Annotated in this window: 19 protein-coding genes; 7 read left to right on the top strand and 12 right to left on the bottom strand. The window is 38.5% G+C overall.

Going from position 1 to position 18,606, the window contains the following annotated elements:
• The first annotated feature begins 52 nt into the window (after positions 1-52).
• The 4 genes from I7804_RS03160 to I7804_RS03145 all read left to right on the top strand — a co-directional run bounded on the left by I7804_RS03160 (position 53) and on the right by I7804_RS03145 (position 3,632).
• A complete protein-coding gene (locus I7804_RS03160) occupies positions 53-733 on the top strand; it encodes a phosphoribosylanthranilate isomerase (RefSeq protein WP_248404913.1) in 681 nt (226 codons plus the stop codon).
• Between the two features lie 124 nt (positions 734-857).
• Positions 858-2,045: a tryptophan synthase subunit beta gene (gene trpB / locus I7804_RS03155; protein ID WP_248404912.1), complete on the top strand. Its 1,188-nt coding sequence runs from the start codon at positions 858-860 to the stop codon at positions 2,043-2,045.
• A gap of 17 nt (positions 2,046-2,062) precedes the next feature.
• Positions 2,063-2,854, top strand: a complete 792-nt coding sequence (trpA, locus tag I7804_RS03150; RefSeq protein WP_248404910.1) for a tryptophan synthase subunit alpha — start codon at positions 2,063-2,065, stop codon at positions 2,852-2,854.
• Between the two features lie 193 nt (positions 2,855-3,047).
• Positions 3,048-3,632, top strand: a complete 585-nt coding sequence (locus I7804_RS03145) for a zinc ribbon domain-containing protein (protein ID WP_248404908.1) — start codon at positions 3,048-3,050, stop codon at positions 3,630-3,632.
• A 169-nt stretch (positions 3,633-3,801) separates the two neighbouring features.
• Here I7804_RS03145 and I7804_RS03140 read toward each other — a convergent pair whose 3' ends face one another.
• A complete protein-coding gene (locus tag I7804_RS03140) occupies positions 3,802-4,890 on the bottom strand; it encodes an SGNH/GDSL hydrolase family protein (RefSeq protein WP_248404906.1) in 1,089 nt (362 codons plus the stop codon).
• A gap of 38 nt (positions 4,891-4,928) precedes the next feature.
• Positions 4,929-6,263: an MBOAT family O-acyltransferase gene (locus I7804_RS03135; protein ID WP_248404904.1), complete on the bottom strand. Its 1,335-nt coding sequence runs from the start codon at positions 6,261-6,263 to the stop codon at positions 4,929-4,931.
• A 378-nt stretch (positions 6,264-6,641) separates the two neighbouring features.
• Between I7804_RS03135 and I7804_RS03130 the strand changes: the two genes are divergently transcribed.
• The gene (locus I7804_RS03130; protein ID WP_248404903.1) at positions 6,642-8,150 is read left to right on the top strand and encodes an alpha-N-arabinofuranosidase; all 1,509 of its coding nucleotides are present in this window, start codon (positions 6,642-6,644) and stop codon (positions 8,148-8,150) included.
• A 162-nt stretch (positions 8,151-8,312) separates the two neighbouring features.
• Here I7804_RS03130 and I7804_RS03125 read toward each other — a convergent pair whose 3' ends face one another.
• The 4 genes from I7804_RS03125 to I7804_RS03110 all read right to left on the bottom strand — a co-directional run bounded on the left by I7804_RS03125 (position 8,313) and on the right by I7804_RS03110 (position 10,759).
• On the bottom strand, positions 8,313-8,540 hold the full coding sequence (locus tag I7804_RS03125; protein ID WP_022753281.1) for a hypothetical protein: 228 nt from the start codon (positions 8,538-8,540) through the stop codon (positions 8,313-8,315).
• A gap of 7 nt (positions 8,541-8,547) precedes the next feature.
• Positions 8,548-9,756 (bottom strand): zinc ribbon domain-containing protein, encoded by a 1,209-nt coding sequence (locus I7804_RS03120; protein WP_248404901.1) that lies wholly within the window; start codon positions 9,754-9,756, stop codon positions 8,548-8,550.
• A gap of 314 nt (positions 9,757-10,070) precedes the next feature.
• On the bottom strand, positions 10,071-10,550 hold the full coding sequence (locus I7804_RS03115; protein WP_248404899.1) for a hypothetical protein: 480 nt from the start codon (positions 10,548-10,550) through the stop codon (positions 10,071-10,073).
• Positions 10,550-10,759 carry a helix-turn-helix transcriptional regulator gene (locus tag I7804_RS03110; protein ID WP_026490098.1) on the bottom strand — a complete coding sequence of 70 codons (210 nt, stop codon included), beginning with the start codon at positions 10,757-10,759 and terminating at the stop codon, positions 10,550-10,552. The genes I7804_RS03115 and I7804_RS03110 overlap by 1 nt, the downstream gene beginning before the upstream one ends.
• Before the next feature lie 339 nt (positions 10,760-11,098).
• Between I7804_RS03110 and I7804_RS03105 the strand changes: the two genes are divergently transcribed.
• Both I7804_RS03105 and I7804_RS03100 read left to right on the top strand, forming a co-directional pair.
• The gene (locus tag I7804_RS03105) at positions 11,099-11,359 is read left to right on the top strand and encodes a type II toxin-antitoxin system RelB/DinJ family antitoxin (RefSeq protein ID WP_248404897.1); all 261 of its coding nucleotides are present in this window, start codon (positions 11,099-11,101) and stop codon (positions 11,357-11,359) included.
• Entirely contained in the window at positions 11,356-11,619 is a 264-nt protein-coding gene (locus I7804_RS03100; protein ID WP_248404895.1) for a Txe/YoeB family addiction module toxin, read from the top strand. The genes I7804_RS03105 and I7804_RS03100 overlap by 4 nt, the downstream gene beginning before the upstream one ends.
• A 118-nt stretch (positions 11,620-11,737) precedes the next feature.
• Here the strand turns inward: I7804_RS03100 and I7804_RS03095 are convergent, their stop codons facing one another.
• From I7804_RS03095 to I7804_RS03070, 6 genes are all read right to left on the bottom strand, one after another.
• Complete coding sequence (locus tag I7804_RS03095; protein WP_248404893.1) at positions 11,738-12,424, bottom strand: hypothetical protein; 687 nt, start codon at positions 12,422-12,424, stop codon at positions 11,738-11,740.
• 82 nt (positions 12,425-12,506) lie between these two features.
• On the bottom strand, positions 12,507-13,298 hold the full coding sequence (locus I7804_RS03090; RefSeq protein ID WP_248404891.1) for a hypothetical protein: 792 nt from the start codon (positions 13,296-13,298) through the stop codon (positions 12,507-12,509).
• 23 nt (positions 13,299-13,321) lie between these two features.
• Positions 13,322-14,113 carry a hypothetical protein gene (locus tag I7804_RS03085; protein WP_248404889.1) on the bottom strand — a complete coding sequence of 264 codons (792 nt, stop codon included), beginning with the start codon at positions 14,111-14,113 and terminating at the stop codon, positions 13,322-13,324.
• Positions 14,114-14,422: 309 nt separating this feature from the next.
• Positions 14,423-15,274 carry a TolB family protein gene (locus I7804_RS03080; protein WP_248404887.1) on the bottom strand — a complete coding sequence of 284 codons (852 nt, stop codon included), beginning with the start codon at positions 15,272-15,274 and terminating at the stop codon, positions 14,423-14,425.
• The gene (locus I7804_RS03075; RefSeq protein WP_248404886.1) at positions 15,271-15,540 is read right to left on the bottom strand and encodes a hypothetical protein; all 270 of its coding nucleotides are present in this window, start codon (positions 15,538-15,540) and stop codon (positions 15,271-15,273) included. The genes I7804_RS03080 and I7804_RS03075 overlap by 4 nt, the downstream gene beginning before the upstream one ends.
• Positions 15,541-16,512: 972 nt before the next feature.
• Entirely contained in the window at positions 16,513-18,549 is a 2,037-nt protein-coding gene (locus I7804_RS03070; RefSeq protein WP_248404884.1) for an RHS repeat-associated core domain-containing protein, read from the bottom strand.
• Positions 18,550-18,606 lie beyond the last annotated feature (57 nt).

Below are 18,606 nucleotides of genomic sequence, written 5' to 3'. Positions count from 1 at the left end.
AAAATGGTTTTATTGGATAAGAACAGCAAATAATTATAAAGAGGAAATGGAAATGGTAAAGTTAAAGATCTGCGGTCTTATGACTAAGGAAGACTGCGTAATAATGAACGGATTCAAACCGGATTACTGCGGACTTGTTTTTGCAAACACAAGGCATCATCTTACGGATCAGATGGCAGGGGATATAAGGAATACTCTTGATATCTCAATTCCAACAGTTGGAGTATTTGTAGATGATGATATAGATCATATCGTAGAACTTTATAACAGCGCCATAATCCAGATAATCCAGCTCCACGGGCATGAAGATGCTGCATATATCCAAGAACTAAGAGACAGGATTGACAAGTCCAAGCCTGATAAGAAAAGGCATTATGATGAGTTTGGACCTGGAGCTCCTATCATGAAAGCGATAAGAGTTAAGGACGGATCTGAATTCAAGGATGCTGACAGTCTTCCTGTAGATATGCTGCTACTTGATAATTTTCAGGAGAACCTCCCGGGAGGAACAGGTAAGAGCTTCGAACTCTCCATGATCCCCAAACTTAATAAGCCTTACTTCCTTGCAGGTGGACTATCAGCTGATAACATAACATCAGCTCTTGCACAGTCAAGGCCATATGCCGTTGATGTCTCCTCTTCCATCGAAACAGACGGCCATAAAGACTGGAAAAAGGTTGAGAAACTCATGAGAGTTATAGAGCCTTACAGGCCACAATCACAACTCGTGTGAGTAAAAGGATAAGAAAAGATAATAAGAATATTAATACTAATTCAAACTTTCCACTTGTAGATACTGCATCGTCCGAGTGGGAAGTTTGAATCACCAATTAAAATGATGAAAGGAACAAACATACATGGAAACTAAAGGCAGGTTCGGACAATTTGGCGGCCAGTACATTCCGGAGACTCTCATGAATGCAGTCAAGGAACTGGAAGATGCCTATAACAAATATAAAGACGACCCGGATTTTAACAAGGAGCTGAATGATCTTCTTAATAACTACGCAGGTCGTCCATCACTACTGTATGAAGCCAAGAAGATGACACAGGACCTTGGAGGAGCCAAGATATACCTTAAGCGAGAAGACCTAAACCACACAGGCGCCCACAAGATCAATAACGTACTGGGACAGTGCCTTCTTGCAAAGCGCATGGGCAAGACCAGAGTCATAGCAGAGACAGGCGCAGGTCAGCACGGCGTAGCAACCGCCACTGTTGCTGCTCTCATGGGTCTTGAATGTGAGATCTTCATGGGCAAGCTGGATACAGAGAGGCAGGCCCTTAACGTATACAGGATGAAGCTACTTGGAGCTAAGGTCAATGCTGTAGAGTCAGGAACAGGCACACTCAAGGACGCTGTCAATGCAGCCATGAAAGAATGGAGTACCAGAGTATCAGATACTCACTACGTACTTGGATCAGTAATGGGACCGTATCCGTTCCCTACCATCGTTCGTGATTTTCAGGCAGTTATCTCCAAAGAGATCAAAGCTCAGATGCTGGAAAAAGAGGGAAGACTCCCCGATGCAGTTCTTGCCTGCGTAGGAGGAGGATCCAATGCTATAGGAGCATTCTATGACTTTATAGATGATACAGAAGTTGAGCTTATAGGATGCGAGGCAGCAGGTGAGGGAGCTGATACGCCAAGGACTGCTGCGACAATGGCTACCGGCAAGCTTGGAATCTTCCATGGTATGAAGTCACTCTTTTGCCAGAATGAGGATGGACAGATCGCACCGGTATATTCTATATCAGCGGGTCTCGACTATCCTGGCGTAGGACCTGAGCATGCATATCTTGCAGATATTGGAAGAGCTAAGTACGTACCTGTAACAGATGAGGAGGCTGTTAATGCCTTCGAATATCTCTCAAAGACAGAGGGTATAATTCCTGCAATAGAGAGTTCACACGCAGTTGCATATGCGATGAAGCTGGCTCCCAAGATGCGCAAGGATCAGATCATGGTCATTAACTTATCAGGGCGCGGAGACAAAGACGTTGCAGCAATAGCCCGCTACCGCGGCGAGAATCTTCAGGATTAAGGGAGGATTTAATAGATATGTCAGATATTAAGATTGCAGATGCCTTCAAAAACGGCAAGGCATTTATACCATTTATAACAGGCGGTGATCCCGACCTTGATACTACCAAAAAACTCATAATAGCTATGCAGGAAGCAGGCAGTGACCTCATCGAGATAGGTATACCTTTTTCAGACCCCATAGCAGAAGGCCCTGTGATTCAGGAAGCTGACGAGAGGGCTCTTAGCGCAGGAGTAACAACAGACAAGCTTTTTGATATGTTAAAAGAGTTGTATGAAGAAGGCGGGATTAAGGTTCCTATGGTATTCCTGACATACGCCAATGCTATTTTTGCCTATGGTAAAGAGAAGTTCATGAAAAGGTGTAAGGAAAGCGGAATGCTGGGCGTGATCGTACCGGATATCCCTTATGAGGAAAAAGAAGAATTCGAAGATGTCGCTGATGAGTATGGAATATCTATGATCTCAATGATCGCACCTACTTCCAAAGAGCGCATCAAGATGATTGCAGAAGACGCCAAGGGATTCCTCTATGTAGTATCATCTATGGGAGTTACAGGTATCAGAGAAGAGTTTTCATCCGACATAGAAGATATGATAAGCGCTGTAAGGGAAGTATCTGATATCCCGGCAGCAGTAGGCTTTGGAATATCCAATCCTGAGAAGGCCAGAGAGATGGCAGCAAAGTCAGACGGCGCTATAGTAGGATCAGCTATCGTCAAGATAGTAGGTCAGTACGGCAAGGACTGCGTACCTTATGTAAGCAAATTTGTCAAAGAACTTAAAGACGGAGTAAGGAAAGCAAACTGATTTTTTAATCTGGCAGATAGCAAATTTAAGAAAAATATTCTTTTTTTATAATTCGATGTCGTTCACGAATTAAAAATGTTAATTCGTCAAAAAAACCATACATTGACTTTTTCTATATGCTATAATTTCTGTAGCTAAGTCGTAAAGCTTTAACAAAAACATTGAAAGTATTATTTCAGGAGGAAGAACAACAATGGCAAATTTCTTTGAAAAACTTGGGGACAGCATTTCTAAGGGAGCAGCAACAGTTAACCAGAAGGCCAATGACCTTATGGAGACCAATAAACTCAATCAGGATATCAAGGCTGCACAGGCTCAGAAGGACGCTGATATCGTGAAGCTCGGTCAGCTGTTATACAACTTCAAGAAGAACCCTGACTCTGCAGAACCTGATTATGATGCAGTAATCGCTGATATGGACAGCATCGATGAGAAGATTGCTTCTCTTAAGAAGCAGCTTCAGGATCTTCGTAACGAGCAGATCTGCCCTAACTGTGGCAACGCAGTAGCTAAGGGAACAGCATTCTGCCCTCACTGCGGCAACAAAATGCCTGTACCTGAAGTTAAGCCTGTAAATCCATGCCCAAGCTGTGGCAAGGAGAATACACCTGGAGATAAGTTCTGCCAGTTCTGCGGAACACCTCTTAATCAGGAAGCACCTGCAGCACCTGCAGCAGAAGCACCAGCAGCAGAGGCACCTGTTCACATGTGCCCTCAGTGCGGAACACCTTATAACGAAGGCGACAAGTTCTGCCAGAACTGTGGACAGACACTGTAATCATTTTGAATATAAAGTGATAGCACAGGACGTACAGATATAGTATGACGTAAGGCATACCTGCCTTATGATATATTTGTAGATGAATATAGCCATGATGATCAGATTCATCATGGCTATTATTATTGGGTCTTTGTTTAGATTGATATATCTAAAAATCTCTTTTTCTTTAGAATGCTACGTCATATACGAACATATCGTTGTCTTCGTAGTACTTGACGTACTCATTTTCTATTTTATCAACATAATCATGCATGGACTTGAATATCTCATCCACGTTATCTTTAGTAACTCTGTCCTCTCCTGCCGCCATCTGCTGCTCCATATAGTGGTTGATATCAGATGTGAAGTGGAGGGTATCCATATAATTATCAAGATTGGTAGTTATCTCTTCATTGTTCTTGAAGTAATAAACTTCGACATTGTCATATTCTAAGAGAGCTTCTATGGCAGTTTTCTCATTATAGAGGTATGCATCAGAGTCGCCTCCTCTATAAGCGCTATCCCAAAACAACATAGAGTATGCAGGGAAAAAGAACTTAAAGTTTGTATCAGGGTGGTTTTCTACCTGATCAGTCAGAAGCTTTATATTGGCTGCAAGATTATCTGCGTACTCATCTTCTCTTTTCATAGGAGTGATGGTTGATGGTCTTGCATAGTGGCTTAGCATGGCAGCTTCTGAGAAGATCTTGCCCTCTTCCCAGTTATAGGAGAGGTTGTCGTCATAGTCTGCAAAAACGGACTGAACTATCATATAAGGAACCTTTTTGAAAAGGACATCCTTGTTCCAAAGGTATGTATAGTCATTGAATGGATTCTTGTCATAAAGGTATAGGGGCGAACCTGTAGTTGCGTAGGTAGGCTCTGGGGATGCCGAGAGAGATGTCGTATCTATTGAATAAAAGACATACTCAGGACTATGCTCTTCAAAGGCAACGTCCAGAAGATAGCACAGATCTGCTGTTGCGCCATAAGATCTTATAGCCTTAAGTACAGTATCGCAGCCAAAATCCTGTTCGTACCAGCTGTTGTTATTGTTCTCAGCAACAGAGGAACCCACTATAAGACCCTGATATTCGAAGTTTCTAAGAGTTCCTACGCACTGGTACTCCTTCTCAGTAAGAACGGGAGTCATGCCGGGCAAGGGTCCGTGGTAGTGATAGAAAGGGTCGAATATGACTACGACAAGGGCGCATATAACAAGGAGCGCCAGTATGCTTGTGAGTATTTTGATAATAAATTGTTTAGGTGTATTCATAAAAGGTTTTCTTATTTCATTCTTTATTCTGTAACAGGTTAGAATGTAAAGTATACAAAGGTCTGTACGTTGGACAGTGATAGTATTGACAGGCAGGCAAGTACCGAAAGCGCTACTATCTGCCATGTCTTAAAGGTAGTCTTTGCTGCTATCTCTCTGGCGTTTGGCCTTGTCATGAGAAATAGGGAAAATGCGATGACTATCATCATCAGTATGAAGTAGTAAATATTAAGCATATTCGGGGCAAAAAGCTGCACAGCTTCTTCAAGCACGTAGGTCTCAGAGAGAGTCAAGTTGGCAGCAGTCCTGTACAAAAATCCCGGATAAGTAAAAAATGAAAGCTTCCCTATCATAACTCCAGCTGTAGTAAGGTCACTTGCCTGGAAGATGATAACGCTGAATGAGAAGAAAAGGAAAGTCAGCACTTGTCTTATCTTAACCGGCAGCAGCTTACGTTTATGGAAGTGGTCGAATATTACAAGGATGCCGTTGACAAGCCCCCATACAACGTAGGTCCAGCCTGCTCCGTGCCATAATCCTGATATGAAGAAGATGATCAGGATATTGATAATAGTACGGGCCGCGCCCTTCCTGCTACCACCAAGAGGGAAGTATATGTATTTGGTCAGGAATCTGCTGAGAGTCATGTGCCAGCGCTGCCACAGCTCCTGAACAGTAGATGCCTTAAACGGTGAGTTGAAGTTCTGAGGAAGGGTTATTCCTAGCATCTGAGATATACCATCAGCCATGTCGCAGTAGCCCGAGAAGTCGAAATAGATATTGAGCGCAGTAGCAATGCCTGCCACGATGACGCACAGAGTATCAAGATAATAAGCCTGACTATAAGTATAAGTTACGATAAGAGCGATGGTATCAGCCAGCAGCACCTTCTTGGCAAGACCTATGATAAAAAGGATGATGCCACGTCCGAACCTGTCAGCATCAAAGCGAAGAGATTCTATATCCCTTGTCTGATCGATGATCTCTTTAGGGAATGCGATAGGACCCTGCATGATCTTGGGAAAATAGAGGATATAGAAAGCATAGCTTAAAAAGTCATAATGCGGTATCTCGCCTCTGTATCTGTCTATAACAAAAGCAATCTGGGAGAAGGTATAGAAGCTTATACCAACAGGCAAAAGGAATGCCGTAAAGGTGTAATCTGTTTTGAATATCGAATTGATATTATCTACCAAAAAGCCTGTGTACTTGAAGTATCCAAGGACTGCCACGTGGAACATAACGGCGGCAGCAGGGATAAGTGGTGATACTTTTTTTTCTATGATATAGGAAAAAAGGTATGTGACTGCCATGGAGATACCGATTATCACGAGGTACTTGTAGTTGAACATACCGTATAAAACGGCGCTCATTGCGGTAATAAAGAGTATAGCAAGTCGCCTGTAGCCAAAATGCAGCAACAGGTTATATCCTGCAAGTAGCAGGGGCATAAATATGAAAATAAACCCAAATGAATTAAAAACCATGAATATATACTATCACAAACATAAACGGTTTAAAAATGATTATTTTTGAGATAAATAAGGCAAAAAATGACTATATTTATAAGCTAAAGTATTTTAGAATAATCTCAACGTCACAATAATGCAGAAATGATCATGTTAAAACTGCGTATGATAAAAACTGATATTGTGTTTTCCCATAATAAGGGATACTTACAATACGTATGCAGACGTAATACCAGCAAACAAAATGACATTGAACTTAATAATATTAAACGGGAGGTTTAAATGAGCAAAGAAGTTAAAAAGGCGATACTCTATGTGGATAGAAACATAGAAGTTGGCGAAGTTGACAAGAGAATCTATGGTTCTTTTATCGAGCACCTGGGACGTGCAGTATATGAGGGAATCTATCAGCCGGGCAACAAGTTCGCAGACAAGGACGGACTTCGCGAAGATACTATAAAGCTTATCAAAGAGATCGGCGTTCCGATCGTAAGATATCCGGGCGGTAACTTCGTATCAGATTTCCACTGGGAAGACAGCGTAGGACCTGTAGATAAGCGTCCTCACCGTATCGAGCCTGCATGGGGAGTTATCGAGACCAACGAGTTCGGCCTTCACGAATTCATGGACTGGACCAAGAAGGCACAGACAGAGTGTATGTATGCCATAAACCTTGGTACACGCGGAATCGAAGATGCCAAGAACGTAATCGAGTACTGCAATATCGAGAAGAATACTCTCTATTCTGATATGCGTCGTGCAAATGGTGCTAAGGATCCATTCAACATCAAGTTATGGTGCCTTGGTAACGAGATGGATGGTCCATGGCAGATGGGTCACAAGACAGCTTATGAGTATGGACGTATTGCTAATGAAGCAGGTAAGCTCATGAAGTGGATCGATCCTTCTATCGAACTGGTTGCTTGCGGAAGCTCTAACATGGGCATGCCTACATTTGGTAAGTGGGAAGCTACAGTTCTTGAAGAGAGCTATGATACAATCGACTATCTCTCACTTCATACATATTATGGCAACCATGAGAACAACACACCTGACTTTTTAGCATCATCAGTTGATATGGACAAGTTCATCAGCGCTGTTGTATCTGTATGTGATTATGTGAAGGCTGTTAAGAAGTCCAATAAGAAGATCAATCTCTCTTTTGACGAATGGAATGTATGGTATCACTCCAACGAGCAGGACAAGAAACTTGAGAAGTGGATCGAGCATCCTCATCAGCTTGAAGATATCTACAACTTCGAAGATGCTCTCCTTGTAGGCAGCATGCTCATCACTCTCCTGCGCCACGCTGACAGAGTTAAGATCGCATGTCTGGCTCAGCTGGTTAATGTTATCGCACCTATCATGACATCTGACACAGGCGCTTGGAAGCAGACAATCTTCTATCCATATATGCATGCAAGCCAGTTCGGTAGAGGTACAGTTCTTACATCAGTTGTTAAGACTCCTACATATGAGTCCAAGCACGGCGATGCACCATATATCGACAGCGTAGTTGTTAAGGATGAAGAGAACGAGACTGTTACTATATTCGCAGTTAATAAAGACCTTGAGAATGACTTCGAGCTGTCTGCGGACCTGCGTCAGTTCGCTGATTATAAGGTTGTAGAGCACATCATGCTCACTCATGATGATCTTAAGGCAGTTAATACAGAAGAGAATCCTGACAACGTAGCACCTGTTAATTACAACGGTACTAAGTTCGACAACGGAGCTCTTACAAGCCTCCTTCCTGCAAGAAGCTGGAATGTAATAAGACTTGCTAAGTAAAGATATGAAGAGGTCATAAGAGTCGCATGACTATAACATGTCATGGATTCTTAGAACCATAGAAATCTCCTTTTTAGTATTTGGTTATTAGATATAGACAAGTATGGATGAAAATCCCCTGTAGCGCATATAAAGAAGCTACAGGGGATTTTGATAATATGTCTATCTGCCGTTTATCTTAAAGGGGCAACCGGGATAATAATAATCAATAGGAGCTTTTTTCTTTACACGGTTTTTCTGATTGGTATAGACGATACCACTATTAGACAGAGTATTGATATTACCTGAAAAGTCTCCCAGATTATTGGATCTGTCCAGCAGATAAGAAGTGATATATATTGACAGGCAGAGTCCCGTAACAATACTGAGTATGATACTTATAATAAGCATTTGAATTTCAACCTCCATTTTGTCTTTTACTAACGTAGCGTGTAAGACTTTTTTCTGACGTAAGTCTAATGGAACTAAGCACTTTTTTGAGCTTCTTAATTCCGGTTACTGATATTGCAATGATCGTAAATACCATTGAAATGATCATCTTACCTATACTACTACTTGATCTTCTCACAGATTCATAATCCAGAAATGATCCTATTATAGGCAGTGTTATAAGGCTTAGGATCACAGCCAGTATTGCAAAAACAACCCAGAAGCGCTTTTGATCCCATGGAATACCACCGATAACCTTGCCTGTCTGGCCGTTAACAAGTATTGTATAGGGCTTGTCATTGTATCTAAAGGTCAGAAACCAGGCAGGAAGCATGACCTTCATAGGTTCATCCTTGACAAGGTACTCAGGATTATGATTGATGATCTTCTTGTCAGATCCTCTAACGGATCCCAATAATGCATCAGTAAACAGATGTTCTGAGCGGTCAATAGCAGTTCGGCACGCTTCCTTGGGCGCAACATCAGATATATCAGAATAAAAACCAGTAAGATAATTGATATTAAAATCTCTAAGAACAGTCAGGTTGTAGGGTTCAAGCTTGACACTTAAACTATCACTTAGTCTTGTAGAAGCGTCTGTAGTCATATGATCGAATATGCAGTAACCACTTCTTAGAGAATAGGTTTTATGTCTGGTTTTGCCGGATCCAACTTCGGATTCTACAACAGCAGAGTCTCTGTAAGCTACGTTGGTAACATAGTAAGGAATATATATACCTCTGATCATCTCTGTATGGAAATTCTTGATCTCATTAGGAATAAAAAATCCGGAATTTATCTTATTACGGATAAGATGCTCTGCATGCTGCTTGGTAAGATAAAATGGGAGGATCTTCTGCGGCTTTTTGAGTCTTGCAACTCTTGAGAATATGACATTAGGGCTTCCGCAATATACGCAGAAGGTAGACGCCTCTACCCCGTTAACAGAAATCTCCGCACCACAGGCACTGCATCTGTATATCATGCATTCCATATTGTCGGAATTGATATCTCCGCCGTAGATCTTACTTTCATGTATGGGAGCCTCTTCCTTATAGTCATCCTTAATATTGTATTCACTTATGTCAAAAGAGCTGTCGCAGTATTCACACTGCAAGCGACCTGTTCCCGGATTATAAACTATTCTGGCACCGCAGTTCTTACAAGATAGAATCATGATAAGCCTCATCTTTCGTGGTATAAAGTAATATTGACATCCATTGTTATGGTGAGTATCCCGGAATCAATGATTCCGGGATCAGGAAGTGTGTAGTCACAGCTAGTGCACTACACTAGATATCATGATATATCGATTGGCGCAGAAAGTAATAATATCTTGATAGATAGCCGATTTTTGGGGATGAAATGCATATTTGAGAGCCTTGGAAGGTGAGACGTAAGCGGTAAATATAAAGCCCTCTAGTTGGTTGCTTACAAATAAAGTACAAAAAGAAAAGACTCAAGCTTCGTAGAAACTTGAGCCTTTTCTTTTTATTCCTCGCCCGTATATGTTCTAGTATAGTGTGCCATGCTTACTTTCTTGGTAATCCCCAGTATAAACAATGTTGCCATAATAGCAATTGCTGCTTCAAAACTGAAAAAGCTTACTACTATTGCAAATAATAATAGGAAAATAGCTGTAAACTTTACTGTAAACTTCCCAGATAGTGATTCGATATGACACATACGCTCATCATGCATTTCGTTATAGATTTGTGTAAGTTTCTTATCATCCTTAAGAGCATTTGAATACTTTACAAGATGATAAATACTTATGATGTCTAATACGATTACCATTCCTATTACAAATCCCTGCATGAAATCAGCATAATTAGATGTTGCATACCTTGCAGTTATAGTTGGTCTTTGTGACACAAAATACAATGCTGCACTAAATAGTATAATTCCAACATATGCAAAATTCTGTTTTTTAATTGATTCTCTCATCTGATTCATTTTTTTGTTATTCATTAGTCTTCTTCCTCCAAGCTCTCAAAATCAAATACTTCCTCAATGTTCATATTGAAGTGATGTGCAATCTTATACGCTAATATCAGAGACGCTGTGTATTTTCCTACCTCTATAGAGGTAATTGTCTGACGCGTAGTTCCAACAATATCAGCAAGTTCTGATTGCGAAAGTTTATTCACTTTCCTTAACTCCTTTATTTTGTTTTTCATGACAGCCTCCATACTCTTGCTAAGTTCGCTTTGCAAATTTAGTATAGTTTACTTTGCATATTATGTCAAGTTAACTTTGCATTATTTTTATCTTTTTTCAAAATCATCCGTAAGCATTAAATAGGAAGCCCACACAGAATACCATTTTGAAAAATCAAGATCTTGTTTATCAGAAAAAGTCATTACATTAACACCATACATGCTAGCGGTTTTTCGAAAATTTGCCAAATCAGTTTCAGTATAATTGGACTTGGCCAGTGTGCGTCCTACCTTGTATTGCATTTGTATTACATCAGATATATAATGTATTCAAGAAAAGGTCAATAGGAGGTATTCTACATGAACCAATCCACTATCAGCGTCAGATTAAACAGTGAAGATAAAAAACAGTTTGAAGAGTTCTGTGAACAAACTGGCATGAATATATCCGTTGCGATTAATATGTTTGTAAAGAACGTTATCCGTGAGCAAAAGCTCCCCTTTGAGGTTAAAGCTGACCCTTTTTACAGTGAAGAAAATATGGCTGCACTTAAGAGATCAATCAAACAGCTCGATTCCGGAAAAGGAAAAATGCATGATCTTATCGAGGTGGATGAGTGAACAAGATTTGGTCTGACTGCGCCTGGGATGATTATATTTATTGGCAGGGACAAGATAAAAAAACACTAAAGAAAATCAACGAGCTTCTAAAGGACATCAACAGGAACGGATACAAGTGCAAAGGAAAGCCTGAACCTCTCAAAGGTGATTTATCTGGATTCTGGAGCGTTCATATAGATGAAAAAAACAGACTTGTATTTAGGATATCTGAAGCTGGGCTAGAGATTGCCCAATGCAGAACCCATTATAAGGATAAGTAAGGGAGTGGTGGCATCACTCCCTTATAGATTTTGGTCTTAAAAAATGTATGTTAGGTTTACAATTTGGCCTTAAAAAATGTATGACAGGTTTACAATTAGGCCTTAAAAAATGTAAGTATTATATATCATTAAACTCATCCTTATGATCCAGAATATAACTTATAGCATTATCTGCCGTCATATCACTGACATTTTCACTTAGCCATTTAGTCACTTCCGCTTTAGGCTTGGTATAGCCCTCACTCCATTGATTTACATAACCCTTACACAATACAGCAACAGAATCATCTCCATCTGACAAGATAACGATCATATCTGCAACTCCATCGTCATCCACATCCCAGAATTCAACCTCTACCACATCGCTGTACTGCTCTATATTTATATCTTCAGAATCTTTAAATCGTGGATGAGCAACACAGGCAACAACATTATCCACAATGATCTCGATATCCGGTCCCTCGTCTGAATCTACAACTGCACATGTGATCGTACCAGTATTCTGGTATATCGTAGCATCTATTACCTTTACAGCATTTTCTTCCCACAATTCACGATTGGAAAAAAATCTGTATGGATTATCAGAATCTCCAGTTGCCTCTATTGTGAGACGCCTGTTATTGGTCTGGAATCCAACATGGAAAATGATCTGGAGCACATCTCCATTTCTTACTCCCGCCTCACACCTTACATCTTTCATATAACAATCACTTACTTGTGAAAAGAAAATGTCGTATTCTTCTACATATACATAATTCGATACTAATGAAGCATCAAAATCAGTTATGCCTGTTTTATCTTCCACAAATGCTCTGCTTATACATGCTGCTCAGTAGCATCTACTTGCTCTCTTAAAAACTAATCCACTTTCAAATACTCATTTTAGATTAATATTTAATAAAGTCTTTTATAAACGTAAAAACTTGCGCATTCACAAAATTAATAGATGTCCTCATGTTAAAATGATATCTAAGCCAACCTTGAGAAACTATATAAATTGGTCTTAATATCCAATCTCTATACTTTGCCGGGATATGGATTTCTATATGGTAAGTATCATATAAAATATTTGCCGTTGGTATCTGCATAACAATTTCAGTCAATATAGCTGCCATTCCTAGCCAGAGTTCTTGAACTTGCTTTTCGCTTTCTTCATCTTCGTCAGCTTCTCTATTCTCATATAAGATCTTATCTATCTTCATAAGGCGATCATATGTCCTGGGTTCATCCATTACATGATATTTTGCTTCATACTTTTCAAATAATTCTTCTCTATGCTCTTTGAACCATGCCTTTCTTTCGGGTGTTTCAAAAGAATCTGGCTTTTCTACAAGCATTTTATCAAGTTCCTCTAACCCATAATCCTTAAGAAACTGGGCGAAGAATTCCATAACTGATATAAACTCTTCATCTGAATCTGCCTTCCAGTATTCCTTGGATTTATATTCAGGAAGTATAGTACCTATTTCCTTCATACCATGACCTTTAGCTGATGTGTAGAGCATAATCTTATATTCCTGATCCACTATATTGTGCTGCTGAACATATACGTGCTGTTCTACATCATCAACCCGCCTTTTAAAATCATATATTATCTTTTTATCACGGCAATTATATACAAACCCTTTTTCTTTTATAACATTGCCTATTATTTCTTTAATTTTACTTGTTTTATTCATTAAACTTTCTGATATCTTTACATTTAATTTTTCAAGAAATCTGTAACAAATCGAAAAACGGATACTTTTACAAAATTTTTTGATGGGAATTCATCAAAATGATACCTAAGCCATCCCTGCACAACAATATCAACAGGGCGTATTATCCAGTCTCTATACTTGGCTGGGATATGAATTTCTATATGATAAGTATCATATAGAATAGTTGCCGTTGGTATCTGCAAAACAATTTCAGTTAAAATTGCGGCCATTCCAAGCCAAATTTCCTGAACTTGCTTTTCGCTTTCTTCATCTTCGTCAGCTTCTCGGTTCTCATATAAGATCTCATCTATCTTCATAAGACGATCATATGTCTTGGCTTCATCCATTACATGATATTTGGATTCATACTTTTCAAATAATTCTTCTCTATGCTCTTTGAACCATGCCTTTCTTTCGGGTGTTTCAAAAGAATCTGGCTTTTCTACAAGCATTTTATCAAGTTCTTCTAAACCATAATCCTTAAGAAATTTGGCGAAAAATTCCATAACTGATACAAAATCTTCATCTGAATCCGCTCTCCAATATTCCTTGGCTTCATATTCAGGAAGTATAGTCCCTATTTCCTTCATTCCATGACCTTTTGCCGTAGTATAAAGCATTATCTTATATTCTTGATCTACGATATTATGTTGTTGAACATATACATGCTGCTCAACATCATCAACCTGCCTTTTGAAATCATATATTATCTTCTTTTCACAGCGAATATATTCAAAATTTTTTTCTTTAATTACTCCACCAATAATTTCTTTGATTTTTCTCGTGTTATTCATTCTTATGCTCTTTTCAAACTATTATTCATGGTTTTTAATCTCCTACAATGATGTATCACACTCATTATTCAAAACGTCGTATCCAAATAGTGACAGGAAAAATATTGCTGCTCCGTCTGTACCTGTAATGTACATAGGTGAGCTAAGTTCATCATGAAGATAATAGTAGTTATCTCCTGCTTTTGATATGGATATTACATTTTTGTCGTTAATGAAATTTACTTTTTCTTAATGACGTGTAGTTGCTACTCTGAAGCCAAGGTCATTTCTTTGTTTTTTTCTGATATAATACCTGTGTTATAGTAGTAGCTATTTACAATGCAATATTTTTATAGTAGCGCTAGATTCAGATTTATAAACAACATTATCTTCATTATTATTTGCATCAAATACATGGATTAAATCTTTTCCGTTCTCATAAAACCAACCACTCTCATGTGAAGTATAAACTATTTTGTCTCCGTTATCCGAAATTGCCAAGCCATTTGATGATGTGTTACATTTTATCTTTGATTCGACCGTATTATTATTAAGATTAAGAACATATATGGTAAAATTCTCACTACCAGATTTCTGATAAACCAAGTGCATTCCGTCTTCAGACATAGTAAACTGGCAGGAATTATCTGCTAATAATTCTTCCGTTCCATCTGAAAGAATTTTTAATACTATATTGAAAGATGATTTTTCCTGCTTTAAATAAATTATCCGCTGCTCGTCTTCAGAAACATAGAATGAATCAAAAGAACTATTAGCTTTGATGTTGCAATCAGAAAGCTCTATCACATTAGATGAGGCAAGATCATACTTATATAGTTTAGAATAATCGACATAATAAAATGCATTGAGACCAGGATTATAAATTATCCTTGAATGAATTTCTTTGACATCCACCAATGGCTCGACGGTATTAGTAGAGATAGTTATTCGTACTATTTTATTTTGTGAACCATCACTTTTGTAGCCAATCAATGTATTATCATCAATGTAGAATGCAGGGTTTATATTCTGGATATTATAGCTTGTAACGGCATTATCATAGAATGAACAAATTCCTTTACTACTGTCATAGAAAGTAATTTTAATATCCACAGCTTTACCTCCACAACTAACAAGCCCTAAAGCAATAATCAACACAAAAATAGATATTTTTCTTTTCATTCCGTACACTCCATATATGCAATACCTAAATCAGATAAATTTCCATAAAGATATCCAGAATACTCTCCTTTTCTAATTTTATCATTCATGTTTAGGTATACCCAATTAGGCATTGTATCAATCCAATCAAATTCTTCTGTCGCAAATTGTTTTCCTCCTGCTGCTAGTATCATTTGTACGTTTTGATTACAATTGTTTGTAAATACATTGTAATGTGTGCCGTTTTGAATATAATCTTGACGTAACTCCATAGCTTTAGCATACATTGCCTCTCCTTCTTCATTGGTAATATGAATCCACAATTATTATATTTTTGCGAATCTTGACATAAGCTTCGTACATCATACATGCGTTTGGAGGCTTGTAAACTGATTTCTGACATATGCTTTTTGAAAGTATACGGCTTGAAGGCAACGAAAAAGTAGCTATCACCAGCCCTCCTTTTCATTGCTATTCTTGAAGAAGCGCGATCTAGTTATTTTTAGCAGACAGTTCTGCAATTCAATGTTTCTTGCGAAAAGCAATAGGACAAAGTAACCCTACAAGAGATATTAATAAACCAACTGTAAAGGTTAGGATAGTTTTGTATGTTATTTCATTCTCCGTTATTGCCAAATATTGTATATAAAATCCAAAAATCAAATAACAACAAACTAATAATATCATCAATATTCTTTCCCTAATACTTTGCTTTTTTCCCTTTTCGCTAGGTCGTTGTTGCGAATACGAATTTATTGAACTTTTGTATTGGTTAAGAATTCTCTTTTTGACCTTTGCAAATTCTTTAGGATAATTTGTTTTTACTTTAATGTCATTATTGATAATAAATATCAACAATGCCTCATAATTATCCCATTCCTTATCATTTATTCTGATAAAATGCTTTTGATCAAAACGTAAAGTAATAACATCCCCTCTAATATTACTAACAACTCGTTGACCACTCTCATATTCACAAATATTAATACTATCGAATGTTTTTTTCTATCATATTTTATGAATATTTTCCCATCACAAATCTTCACTTCTTTGTTTAATTCTTCTACAAAAATCATTATTAGTATGGCGGGACCAGATAAAAAGAACAGTAATGTTAGTATTAGAAATATACTGGGCATATATATCAACATATACACAAAGCAAGCTCCAACCATTATTTCTAACAAGGACCATATAAAAATAAAAAACAATATTCCTGTTCTTTTTCTTTTTATCGTTATCTCTTTCTTATTCATCTATTATTCCGTACATATCTGTTCTGCAACATTGGTTCCTAAAATAGTACTACCAGTTATGGTCTTTCCAACCCAACTATTTTCAACATATTCTTCTGCTGCTTTCAACGCTTGTCTTGTATATTTAGTTATTTGCTTAGTTCCCTGTCTTTTTTGGTTCGCTGTTCCATTCTCAGCCCATTTTTCCCATGTTTCCCATAATTCTCCTTTATTTTTGATCACATCATTAGTTGTATTTCTATTGACAATCTTTTTTGCTATTCCTTTAAAAGCACCTTCTAAAAATGAACCTCCCGTTTCAAGCAAACCATTTACGCCTCCTCGAACTATTATTTCTTCTGCATCGTAGTCATTTTCTTTATCATTATCTAATAAATTAACGACATCATTTGTAACAGATTGAGCAAATCCATAAATTCCAGTTATAGCACCTTCTATACCCAATTTCGCAACAGATTGACCTAACTTTGAAGTAGCCCATTGTGTAGCTTTATCTGTTATATTTTTAGCCCCTGCAGATAGTGTACCTGCAGTAAGAGCACCAAATACGCCTGACACAACCACCTCACTAACATCTATTTTACCTGAAGTCATCTCCTGAAAACCTGCATCAATAGCCGCAGAAGATACAGCTCCAAAAGCTGCCGCAGCGCCAACACTTAGTTCGAGTGGCGCAGCAGCAACTGCAATTCCCACACCCACAGCAGCAACTGCAGCACCTATTGCAACTTGTTTTGGATTTTCTTTTACGTAGTCAACCGCTTGTTTTGCTTTATCAACAACCCAATCTAAAAATTGTCCATTTCTGTCAACAAAACCAATTGGACAACCAAAACAATAGTTGTATTGATTTAATGTAAAAGGAATATTTGTAAATCCTTTTACTAAATCCTCTGACTGGAATCGTCCTGATTTTGCATTATAAAATCTAGCCTGAGCAAACTTAAGTCCAGATATGTCATCTTCCTGATAGCCTGTGAATGCAAATGGCTGGATGATGTTGCCCTCTGTGGTGTAAGCGTGCCTAGTATGCTGTTTATTGCCTGCCTCTTTGATCTTGCCTGTGAATGGATTAATACTACGTCCAAAGTCATCAAATGCATATGATGATACTGCTGCTCCGTCTGTACCTGTCATGTACATTGGTGAGCCAAGTTCATCCTGAAGATAATAGTAGTTATCGCCTGCTTTAGACATAGAGATTACGTTCTTGTCATAGATGAAGCTTTCTGTCTCGCCGTTGACTGTTCTTTCAAGCATGTTATAGCAGTCTCTTGAAAGGTCACAGAGGTATTCTATTCTTTCTTCAGGGCGTATGGATGCTACTCTGAAGCCAAGACCGTTGTACTGATTCTCGAGTTCTCCCTTTTCAGAATCAACCACTTTAGATAGCATGTTTGTGGCATCGAAAGTAAAGGTCTTGTTTAGAAGGCCGTCTACATACTCATTTGTCTGATTGCCACGCTTATCGTAATCGTAGGATCTTACTATAGCCTGAGTGTTATTTAATTCTTTTGCTTCTATAAGCCTGTCGAGAGCATCATATCTGTATGTTGTTTGAGCATCTCTTTCAGTAAGGCTGGTTCTGTTGCCAAAGGCATCGTACTCATAGGATGCTCTTAACTTTCCATTCAGGCTGGACCTTGTGAGTCTTCCTATCTCATCATACTGGTAATCATACTGACCTGATATTGCATCAAGATTTCTTCTTTCTCTGTTAATTCCAGAGATGAGGCCTGAATTGTCGTAGCTGTAGAAGTACTTATCAAGTATACCTTCTTTGTCAAAGCTTGTCATACTCTCGATGTTACCACCCGGAAGGTATGAGTAATCCTGTCTTACTCCGTTTGGAAGGAGCTTTTCAATAAGTCTTCCGAGATTGTCGTAGGAATAGGATGTATGCTCATTGGATTTTTCTTCTATACCCTTAGATGTTATGGATGAGAGCTTTCCTTCATCATCGTAGCTATAAAGAGCCTGTCTGCCATCAGGGTATGTGAGCTTTGTCTTTTCACCTATGGAGTTATACTCATAGCCCACTGTTCTATTTTGATAGTCTGTTACCTTTGAAAGACGTCCAAAGATATCGTTTTCAAG

This window comes from Butyrivibrio fibrisolvens, assembly GCF_023206215.1.
Lineage (GTDB): Bacteria > Bacillota > Clostridia > Lachnospirales > Lachnospiraceae > Butyrivibrio > Butyrivibrio fibrisolvens_C.
Note: the sequence above shows the minus strand (reverse complement) of the source record. Positions and strands in the feature narration are given on the sequence as shown.

Excerpts from the sequence above, each read along its gene's own strand:
- I7804_RS03085 (WP_248404889.1), bottom strand. The coding sequence starts at position 14,113 with ATGAATAACACGAGAAAAATCAAAGAAATTATTGGTGGAGTAATTAAA.
- I7804_RS03080 (WP_248404887.1), bottom strand. The coding sequence starts at position 15,274 with ATGAAAAGAAAAATATCTATTTTTGTGTTGATTATTGCTTTAGGGCTT.
- I7804_RS03120 (WP_248404901.1), bottom strand. The coding sequence starts at position 9,756 with ATGATTCTATCTTGTAAGAACTGCGGTGCCAGAATAGTTTATAATCCG.
- I7804_RS03130 (WP_248404903.1), top strand. The coding sequence starts at position 6,642 with ATGAGCAAAGAAGTTAAAAAGGCGATACTCTATGTGGATAGAAACATA.
- I7804_RS03090 (WP_248404891.1), bottom strand. The coding sequence starts at position 13,298 with ATGAATAAAACAAGTAAAATTAAAGAAATAATAGGCAATGTTATAAAA.
- I7804_RS03105 (WP_248404897.1), top strand. The coding sequence starts at position 11,099 with ATGAACCAATCCACTATCAGCGTCAGATTAAACAGTGAAGATAAAAAA.
- I7804_RS03115 (WP_248404899.1), bottom strand. The coding sequence starts at position 10,550 with ATGAATAACAAAAAAATGAATCAGATGAGAGAATCAATTAAAAAACAG.
- I7804_RS03145 (WP_248404908.1), top strand. The coding sequence starts at position 3,048 with ATGGCAAATTTCTTTGAAAAACTTGGGGACAGCATTTCTAAGGGAGCA.
- I7804_RS03140 (WP_248404906.1), bottom strand. The coding sequence starts at position 4,890 with ATGAATACACCTAAACAATTTATTATCAAAATACTCACAAGCATACTG.
- I7804_RS03135 (WP_248404904.1), bottom strand. The coding sequence starts at position 6,263 with ATGAGCGCCGTTTTATACGGTATGTTCAACTACAAGTACCTCGTGATA.
- I7804_RS03075 (WP_248404886.1), bottom strand. The coding sequence starts at position 15,540 with ATGTATGCTAAAGCTATGGAGTTACGTCAAGATTATATTCAAAACGGC.
- trpB (WP_248404912.1), top strand. The coding sequence starts at position 858 with ATGGAAACTAAAGGCAGGTTCGGACAATTTGGCGGCCAGTACATTCCG.
- trpA (WP_248404910.1), top strand. The coding sequence starts at position 2,063 with ATGTCAGATATTAAGATTGCAGATGCCTTCAAAAACGGCAAGGCATTT.
- I7804_RS03160 (WP_248404913.1), top strand. The coding sequence starts at position 53 with ATGGTAAAGTTAAAGATCTGCGGTCTTATGACTAAGGAAGACTGCGTA.
- I7804_RS03110 (WP_026490098.1), bottom strand. The coding sequence starts at position 10,759 with ATGAAAAACAAAATAAAGGAGTTAAGGAAAGTGAATAAACTTTCGCAA.
- I7804_RS03125 (WP_022753281.1), bottom strand. The coding sequence starts at position 8,540 with ATGCTTATTATAAGTATCATACTCAGTATTGTTACGGGACTCTGCCTG.